General features: G+C 70.0%; 9 protein-coding genes. 1 reads left to right on the top strand and 8 read right to left on the bottom strand.

Translation table 11 applies throughout. The features are described 5' to 3' along the window. Window positions 1-230 precede the first annotated feature (230 nt). From ACNFOC_RS46105 to ACNFOC_RS46075, 7 genes are all read right to left on the bottom strand, one after another. Window positions 231-815, bottom strand: a complete 585-nt coding sequence (locus ACNFOC_RS46105) for a hypothetical protein (protein ID WP_416964977.1) — start codon at window positions 813-815, stop codon at window positions 231-233. 101 nt (window positions 816-916) lie between these two features. Then, window positions 917-1,600, bottom strand: coding sequence for a uracil-DNA glycosylase (gene ung, locus ACNFOC_RS46100; protein ID WP_366094056.1), 684 nt, complete (start codon window positions 1,598-1,600; stop codon window positions 917-919). A 112-nt stretch (window positions 1,601-1,712) separates the two neighbouring features. Then, window positions 1,713-3,293 carry an ABC transporter substrate-binding protein gene (locus tag ACNFOC_RS46095; RefSeq protein WP_416964976.1) on the bottom strand — a complete coding sequence of 527 codons (1,581 nt, stop codon included), beginning with the start codon at window positions 3,291-3,293 and terminating at the stop codon, window positions 1,713-1,715. A 193-nt stretch (window positions 3,294-3,486) separates the two neighbouring features. After that, window positions 3,487-4,257 (bottom strand): SDR family oxidoreductase, encoded by a 771-nt coding sequence (locus tag ACNFOC_RS46090; protein WP_416964975.1) that lies wholly within the window; start codon window positions 4,255-4,257, stop codon window positions 3,487-3,489. A 13-nt stretch (window positions 4,258-4,270) separates the two neighbouring features. Further along, window positions 4,271-5,032, bottom strand: coding sequence for a 3-oxoacyl-ACP reductase FabG (fabG, locus tag ACNFOC_RS46085; RefSeq protein ID WP_019059411.1), 762 nt, complete (start codon window positions 5,030-5,032; stop codon window positions 4,271-4,273). Between the two features lie 140 nt (window positions 5,033-5,172). Further along, window positions 5,173-5,589, bottom strand: a complete 417-nt coding sequence (locus ACNFOC_RS46080) for a DUF3037 domain-containing protein (protein WP_416964974.1) — start codon at window positions 5,587-5,589, stop codon at window positions 5,173-5,175. Further along, window positions 5,586-6,338, bottom strand: coding sequence for a HipA family kinase (locus ACNFOC_RS46075; RefSeq protein ID WP_416964973.1), 753 nt, complete (start codon window positions 6,336-6,338; stop codon window positions 5,586-5,588). Before ACNFOC_RS46075 ends, ACNFOC_RS46080 begins: the two co-directional genes overlap by 4 nt. A gap of 22 nt (window positions 6,339-6,360) precedes the next feature. Here ACNFOC_RS46075 and ACNFOC_RS46070 point away from each other — a divergent pair, with 22 nt between their 5' ends. Further along, window positions 6,361-6,576 (top strand): hypothetical protein, encoded by a 216-nt coding sequence (locus ACNFOC_RS46070; protein ID WP_416964972.1) that lies wholly within the window; start codon window positions 6,361-6,363, stop codon window positions 6,574-6,576. Between the two features lie 60 nt (window positions 6,577-6,636). On the opposite strand, the gene ACNFOC_RS46065 is transcribed toward ACNFOC_RS46070, so the two are convergent. Beyond that, window positions 6,637-8,343, bottom strand: coding sequence for an MFS transporter (locus ACNFOC_RS46065; RefSeq protein ID WP_416964971.1), 1,707 nt, complete (start codon window positions 8,341-8,343; stop codon window positions 6,637-6,639). Between the last annotated feature and the right edge of the window lie 157 nt (window positions 8,344-8,500).

Here is an 8,500-nt window from a genome sequence, read left to right as displayed (position 1 = left end):
TCGGGGATGTCCGCACCCGAAGCCGCATCACCCCCGGCAGTCGGGCGCGGACATCCCCGACGTGGTCAAGTCGGTCCCCAAGAACACGCAGGACGTCTGCGCCCTGGGCAAGAAGTACGGCGGCTGGAAGTCGGACAGCCCGCAATCGGTCATCTGCGGCCAGACGTACGGCCGTTGAGACGATCGGGACTCCACAAGCGGGACTCCACGCTCGTCGTGACGGACGGAACCTACGGCCGCTGTCTCGGCGGCCCCCAGCTCTCGCCGCCGCCCGCGCCCCCGTCGCCCAGCCGCAGCTCCAGCCGGCCGATCGCGGCCCGCACGCCGTTGCCGTAGCCGTCGTCGGCGAGGACGGCGCAGGCGTCGCGGGCGCGGCGGATGTGGGTGCGGGCGGCGTCGGGGCGGTCGAGCTTCACATAGTCGGCGGCGAGGTTGAGGTGCAGGGAGGGGTAGAAGGCGCGGATCGCGATCGTGCCCTCCTGGCCGGCGTCCCCCACATGCCGAAGGGCCCCGGGGTCTCCGGCCTCCCCAGGGTCCCCCGGGGGTCCCGCGTCCCGCCCGTCCGTCAGCTCGTCCGCCGCCGACAACGCCCGGAGGTCCCAGGCGAGTTCGTCGGTCGGGTCGTCCTGGGTGTCGGCCAGGTAGTGGGCCAGTGTGCAGCGGTGGAGCGGGTCGCCGTCCTCGCCCAGCTCCGCCCACAGGCCCAGCAGCCGGTCCCGGGCCTCCTCGCGGTCGCCGCCGTGGTGCAGCATGACGATCTGCCCGATCCGCGTCAGCAGAGCGTCCGGCGCCGCCTGCTCCTGTCGCTCCGCCACCGCGTCCTCCGCACTCGCCAGCCACCTTGGCTGTCCCCGTCGACGCTAACCGGCGGCACTGACAATCCCCGTCAGGCGGCCCCGGACCGGCCCCGGTGAGGTCAGCCCAGGTTCGGGACGCGCCAGTCGATCGCGGTGTGGCCCTGCTTCGCGACGGCCTCGTCGATCTGGGTGAACGGGTGGGAGCCGAAGAACTTCTTGGCCGACAGCGGGGAGGGGTGCGCGCCCTTGACCACCACGTGGCGCTCCTCGTCGATCAGGGGGAGCTTCTTCTGCGCGTAGTTGCCCCAGAGGACGAAGACCGCCGGGTCGGGGCGGTCGGCGACCGCGCGGATCACCGCGTCGGTGAACTTCTCCCAGCCCTTGCCCTTGTGCGAGTTCGCCTCGCCGGAGCGGACCGTGAGCACCGCGTTGAGCAGCAGGACGCCCTGCTGGGCCCACGGCATCAGATAGCCGTTGTCCGGGATCGGGAGGTCGAGCTCCTCCTTCATCTCCTTGTAGATGTTCCGGAGGGAGGGCGGGGTCTTCACCCCGGGACGGACCGAGAAGCACAGGCCGTGGCCCTGGCCCTCGCCGTGGTACGGGTCCTGACCGAGGACCAGCACCTTCACCTGGTCGTACGGCGTCGCCTCCAGCGCGGCGAAGACCTCCTCGCGCGGCGGGTAGACCGGACCCTTCGCCCGCTCCTCCTCGACGAACTCGGTCAGCTCCTTGAAGTAGGGCTGCTGAAGCTCGTCGCCCAGGACCCCGCGCCAGGACTCGGGGAGCATGGAGATGTCGGTCACGTCAACTTCCTTACCGTGTGCGGCAACTGCGATGAGGGGCGACCGCGCGGTGCGGTCGCTGCCATGCCCAGAACCTACAGGCGGCCACTGACAACGGGTGCCAAGAGCCGTGTCACCAGCTGGTCTTGCGGTACAGCTCCCACATCATCATGATCGTCGACGGGTCGAGGGCCTGCTCCCCACCGGAGATGTCGTCGCTCGCGGCGACGTACTGCCGGCCCTGCCACAGCGGCAGCAGCCGCGCGTCGTCCACCAGGATCTGCTGGGCGTCCTCGAACTCCTTGACCACGTCGGCCCGGTCGTCCTCCCGGCGGGACTCGGGCAGCAGTACGTCGGTGATCCTGGTCGACAGGTACGGCGTGCCGAGCGCGTTCTGCTGTCCCACGAACGGCGCGATGAAGTTCTCGGCGTCGGGGAAGTCCGGAAACCAGCCGCGCCCGAACACCGGGTACTCGCCCTTCTGGTAGCCCGTCACGTACGTCTTCCAGGGACGGCTCTTCAGGGTGATCGTGAAGAGCCCGGAGTCGTCCAACTGCCGCTTCAGTTCCCTGAATTCGAGGGCGGTCTCGGAGCCGTAGCGATCGGTCGTGTACCAGAGGGTGAGCGGGACGGGCTGGTCGATGCCCGCGTCGGTGAGGAGCTTGCGGGCCTTGGGGACGCTGGGGTCGCCGAAGTCGTCGAAGAACGTGGTGGTGTGGCCGGTGAGGCCCTTGGGGACCATCGAGTAGAGGGGGTCCACGGTGTCGCGGTAGATCTTGTGGGTGATCGCGCCGCGGTCGACGAGCTGGGCGACGGCCTTGCGGACGGCGAGGTTGCCGGCCCAGCGGTCCTTGGGGTTGAACACCAGGTAGTTGATGTCGGTGCCGGAGCCGTCGACCAGTTGCAGGCTCTTGGAGGAGCGGCCCTGGAGGGCGACGATGTCGTCGGCGGCGAGGCCGCGGTAGGTGACGTCGATCTTCCCGTCCCGCAGCGCCTTCACCATGGTGCCCGAGTCCTGGAAGTAGCGGATCGTCACCGCGCTGTTCTCGCGCTTGGCGTAGCCCTTGTAGCGGTCGTTGCGGACGAGCTCGGCCCGTTTCCCGTCGTCGTACGACTTCAGTGTGTACGGCCCGGAGCCGAAGACCTTGCCGTCCTTGCGCAGGGAGTGCGCGGGGTAGTCGTCGGGGTCGACGATCGACATGGCCGGGGTGGCGAGCACGAACGGGAAGGTGGCGTCGGGCTTGTTGAGGTGGAAGACGACGTCACGGTCGTCCAGGACCTGCACGCGGTCGAGGCTCCCCAGCAGGCCCGCGGGGCCGCTCGACACGTTGATCTGCCGGATCCGGTCGATGGAGTGCTTGACGGCCTGGGCGTCGAGGGTGTCGCCGTCGGCGAACTTCATGTCCGCGCGGAGTTCGCAGCGGTACGTCGTGTTCGAACTGTCCGTGAACGCGCACTTGGCGGCGTCCGCCTCGGGTGTCGTCCCACCGGACGGGTAGGCGAGCAGTGTCTGGTAGATGTTGCGGAACAGCTCCCAGGAGCCGTCCCAGGAGGCGGCCGGATCGAGTGTGCTGGGGGCGCTGGTGGTGCCGACGACGATGGCTCCCTCGTCGTCGGGATTCCCGTCCGAGAACACACCGCATCCGGCCACCAGGGATATCGACGCGATCGCCGCGCCCGCCCGCAGGCCTCGGTTCCGGTTGAACACACGCACGCTCCTCGATCCGCCGTACCAAGGGTCGGCAGACCATACCGCAGCGCCCCGCCCGGAAAAGCTGGTTCGGACGGGGCTGTTGAGCAGCGTTTTTATGACGACGTTGTCATCCGGCTGTGCGGGTTTTATGTCTCGACACGGGCGCCGATTCCGTCAAGGGAACAGCAAAGACATCGGCGCCCGGGCGTTCCTGTCAGCCGACTCCGGCGTTCAGGAGGATGCCGCCGTCGACGACGAGGGTCTGGCCGGTGATCCAGTCGGACTGGTCCGACGTCAGGAACGCGGCGGTGCCGCCGATGTCGGACGGCACGCCGAGCCGGGCCAGCGGGTAGGAGGCGGCGGCCTCCGCCTCGCGGCCCTCGTACAGGGCGGCGGCGAACTTGGTCTTCACGACCGCCGGGGCGATCGAGTTGACCCGCACGCCGGGCGCGAACTCGTGCGCCAGCTGGAGCGTCAGGTTGATCATCGCGGCCTTGCTGACGCCGTACGCGCCGATGAACGGCGAGGCGGAGACGCCGGCGAGGGAGGCGATGTTGACGATGGCGCCGCCGTTGTCCTTCTGCCAGGCGTGCCAGGTCTTCTGGGCGAAGCCGAGCGCCGAGATGACGTTGGTCTCGAAGACCTTGCGGGCGACGTTCAGGTCGAGGTCGGCGATCGGGCCGAACACCGGGTTCGTACCGGCGTTGTTGACCAGGAAGTCGACGCGGCCGAAGGCTTCCATCGTGCGCTCGACGACGACGGTCTGGTGGGCCTCGTCGTGGGCCTTGCCGGCGACGCCGATGACGCGCTCGGCGCCGAGGGCCTCGACGGCCTCCTTGAGGGCGTCCTCGCTGCGGCCGGTGATGCAGACCCGGTCGCCGCGGGCGAGCAGCGCCTCGGCGACGCCGTAGCCGATGCCGCGGCTGGCGCCGGTGATGACGGCGACCTTGCCGGAGAGTTCGGGGAGTTCGCGCTGTTCAGTCATGGTTCCGTGTTCCCTAGTTGAGCGGTCCGCCGGCAACGTACAGGACCTGGCCGGAGACGAAACCGGCCGCCTCGTTCGTGAAGAAGGCGACGGCGTTGGCGATGTCGTCGGGCTCGCCGACGCGCTGCACCGGGATCTGGGTGGCGGCAGCGGCCTTGAAGTCGTCGAAGCCCATGCCGACGCGGGCGGCGGTCGCGGCGGTCATGTCGGTGGCGATGAAGCCGGGGGCGACGGCGTTGGCCGTGATACCGAACTTGCCCAGCTCGATGGCGAGGGTCTTGGTGAAGCCCTGGAGACCGGCCTTGGCGGCGGAGTAGTTGGCCTGGCCGCGGTTGCCGAGGGCGGAGGACGAGGAGAGGTTGACGATACGGCCGAAGCCCGCGTCGACCATGTGCTTCTGGACGGCCTTGGTCATCAGGAACGAGCCGCGCAGGTGCACGCCCAGGACGGTGTCCCAGTCGGCGACGCTCATCTTGAAGAGCAGGTTGTCGCGGAGCACGCCCGCGTTGTTGACGAGGATCGTCGGCGCGCCGAGCTCCGCGACGATCCGCGTGATCGCGGCCTCGACCTGCGCCTCGTCGGAGACGTCGGCGCCGACCGCGAGGGCCTTGCCGCCGGCCGCGGTGATCTTCTCCACGGTGTCCTTGCAGGCGGCCTCGTCGAGGTCGATCACGGCGACCGCACGGCCCTCGGCCGCGAGGCGTACGGCGGTGGCGGCTCCGATGCCCCGCGCTCCGCCGGTGACAATCGCGACCCGCTGCTCAGTGGTGGACATTGCTGGTTCTCCTCGCCCTTGAGAAACTCTCGCCCTTGCATCGCGGCCCGCCGGTGAGCGACCGCTTAGTACCTTCGGCAGTCGTGACGCTAGAAGCCCTGGCACTCGGTGTCAACGTGCGCGCGGCCGGGTGTGATCCATTACCTCACCAGCAGGTCCAGCAGGCGCTCCGCCTCGGCCGCCGGATCGACGGTGAGACCGGTGTGCACGGGCCCCGGCTGCACCACGGTGGACCGGGGCGCGATCAGCCACCGGAACCGCCGCCCGGCATCGTCCTCCGCCGCCTGACCGGCCGCCTCTCCGCCCGCGCACACCCCTTCCACGGCGCCGAGCGCGGCCCGGATTCCGGCCACGTCGGCCGCCGGGTCGAGAGCGAGCAGCCTCGCCTCGTCCAGATGGGTGCGGGCGCCGACGTAGGACTGGGCGCGGCAGTAGACGAGCACTCCGGCGTTGACACACTCGCCGCGCTCGACGCGCGGTACGACCCGGAGGAGGGCGTACTCGAAGACGTCCCGGGTGTTCGCCTCGCTCGGGCGGATGATGTGGCGCTCGGTCACTGGAGTCCCTTGATGCGTTCATGGATGGCGGGCACGCGCGCGAGGAGGGGTGCCGCGTACGCCTCACGGAGGAGGTCCGGGGTGTCGAAGCCGGGTTCGCCGGCCAGCCAGGCGTCCGGGATCTCGGCGGTGACCTCGGCGAGGAGCTCCTCGGTGACCTGGGGGGCGAGTTCGGCGGCGGCCCGCGCGGTGTCCGGTGCGAAGCGGGCGAGGGCGTGGTCGGTGGCGTCGTAGGGGCGGGCCGCAGAGGTCTGGGCGCCGGGCCAGTTGTGGTGCCAGATCATGGTGGCGCCGTGGTCGATGAGCCACAGGTCGCCCTGCCACATCAGCAGGTTGGGGTTGCGCCAGGAACGGTCGACGTTGTTGACCAGCGCGTCGAACCAGACGATCCGGCCTGCCTCCTCGGCGCTCACCGTGAAGGCGAGCGGGTCGAAGCCGAGCGCGCCGGACAGGAAGTCCATGCCGAGGTTGCTGCCGCCGCTGGACTTGAGCAGTTCCTGGACCTGCTGATCGGGTTCGCCGAGCCCGAGCACGGGGTCGAGGTCGAGGGTCACCAGGCGGGGCACCCGGAATCCCAGCCGCCGGGCCAGCTCCCCCACGACGACCTCGGCGACGAGCGTCTTGCGGCCCTGCCCCGCGCCGCTGAACTTCATGACGTACGTCCCGAAGTCGTCCCCCTCGACGAGCCCCGGCAGCGAGCCGCCCTCGCGCAGGGGCGTGATGTAGCGGGTGGCGATGACTTCCTTCATGAAATGAGCATAGTGATCAGGCGTGATCACCGGCCAAGAGCGCCCGAGCCACCGCGCCGGCCTCACCTCCGCGTCCCGCTTCCGCTCCGGGCGCCCGCGCCCACCGAGGCTGCCGCAGGACACGCCGGAACAGCTGGAGAAGGCGAAGGAGGAGGTGGCCACGCTGCCGGCACTCCGCGCCGGGCGGTCGATGAGGTCAAGTCGCGCTCCCGACACCGGAGTTGCGGGCCCGCCGTAGTCACCGGGGCGCCGCGGCTGGGCAGTTGCGTCCCAGCCGCGGCGTCGGTCGCTACGTCGGTCAGGCCTCGCTCGTGGTGAGTGCGGCCAGTTCGCGGTCGACGGCGTCCTGGTGGGCCCGGGCGTCCTCGCGGGCCTTCTTCGGGCTCCAGCGGCCGGCCATCACGAACACGAAGGGCAGGAACAGGACTTGCCCGCCCACACAGATCCACCACCAGGTGCGCCACTCCCCGGGACCGTCCTCCGCGGCCTTCTGTACCTGCGTCCCGTGCTCCTTGAGCACCTTGATCTGCGGCTGCGCCTTCTGTACGACGGCCAGATCAGCCGCGCCGACCTCCTTCACCGCTTGGGCTGCTAGAGCGGGGGGCGTCGTGGTGGCCGTGTACTTGCCCAGTTCGGCGAAGAGTTGAGGGTGCGCGCCGACGATCGCCAGGGCCGGGGCGGCCTGCTTCTGCGCGGCCGCCACCTCGGCGCCGTGCTCGACGAGCGGGGTGACCGAGGTGACCAGCACCGGGATGAACGCCGCCGACACGGCGACCACGATCCGTACCGTCCAGCCCCAGACCGCGAGCCCGGCGGCGGTCGCGGCCGGATTGCGCTTCTCGACGGTCTCGGTGAAGCTCGCCATCCACGGCGCGTAGGCGACCCCGCTGAACACACCGATCGCGACGAACAGCCAGGCGAAGGTGTAATAGCCGGTCGTCGCGTGGGTGGCCAGCGAGGCGAAGATCGCCGTCGCCACGATCGCGCCGATGCCGCCCACGATCATGAAGGGCTTGCGCACCAGCAGCCTGTCCGACAGCAGCCCGGCCACGATCAGCGCGAGGGCGTTCGCCGCCCAGTACCAGTTGGCCAGGCCGTTGGTGCGCTGCTCGCTGTAGCCGAAGGTGGTCGAGAAGTAGACGACGAAGTTGCCGACCGCGGCGTAGTACAGGAGCAGGAAGACGGCGATCGCGAAGGCCGAGCCGAGGATGTCCAGGCGCAGCATCTGCCGCCACTCCCCGCGCCGCACCGCCTCCGTGTCCAGCCCCTTGGCGCGTGCCTCGACCAGGGCCCGGTCGCGCAGGCTCACCATGATCTGGTCGCGCAGCCCCGGCGACAGCTCGCGCAGGGCGAACAGGGTGACGACGAACACGACCAGCCCCGCCGCCCCGGAGTAGCGCAGCTCGTCCTGCCAGCTGGCGGTGTCGAGCGTGCTGCTGGTCACCGACGTGACGACGAGGCTGCCGATGACCGGGCCCATCGTCCAGTAGCCCATCGCGGTGGCCCGGCCGAGCTGCGGTGAGAAGTCGCGGATCAGTGCCGGGGTCGCGACCAGCACGATGCCCTCGACGAAGCTCACGGCCGCGAACAGCACCAAGTACGTCGTCTTGTCACCGGCGTTGGGCAGTCCGAAGAAGACCAGGAGCGCGGCGATGAGCAGGCCGTAGACCACGAGGTTCGCCCGGCCCCAGCGGTCCGCGAGGCCGGCCACGAGGGAGGCGAAGGCCCCGACCGCGTTGCCGATGACCGAGACCCACACGAAGTAGCGGTAGGTCATGTCGAAGTGCGTGATGATCGACGTCGCCACCGCGTACTGGATGTAGAGCATGTAGTAGAGCACGACGGTGGTGACCACCACGATCGCCAGGTACGACATGCGCCGCCCGGTGGCCGGATACGCCGCCAGGTCACGGCGGTACAGGCCTGCGAGCGAGCCGCGAGCACCGGCGCCGGGCGCGTCGGCACCAGGGCCTCGCGTGTCGGAAGGTGCGGAGGCGGAGGGCATACGACTCCCTTTGGAGCGCGTGCGGCGTCCGCGGCGAGTGCGGCGGCGACGCCACCGAGACCGCCGCCCACGACGAGGATGTCGGCTTCGGATATCACGCTTCTCCTTGATCGGGGGATGGAAGCCTGTGGGGCGCGTGTTCAGGAACGGGCACCCG

This window comes from Streptomyces colwelliae (genome assembly GCF_048158785.1).
In the GTDB taxonomy this organism is placed as follows: Bacteria; Actinomycetota; Actinomycetes; order Streptomycetales; family Streptomycetaceae; genus Streptomyces.
This window is presented reverse-complemented; position numbering and strand designations above follow the sequence as displayed.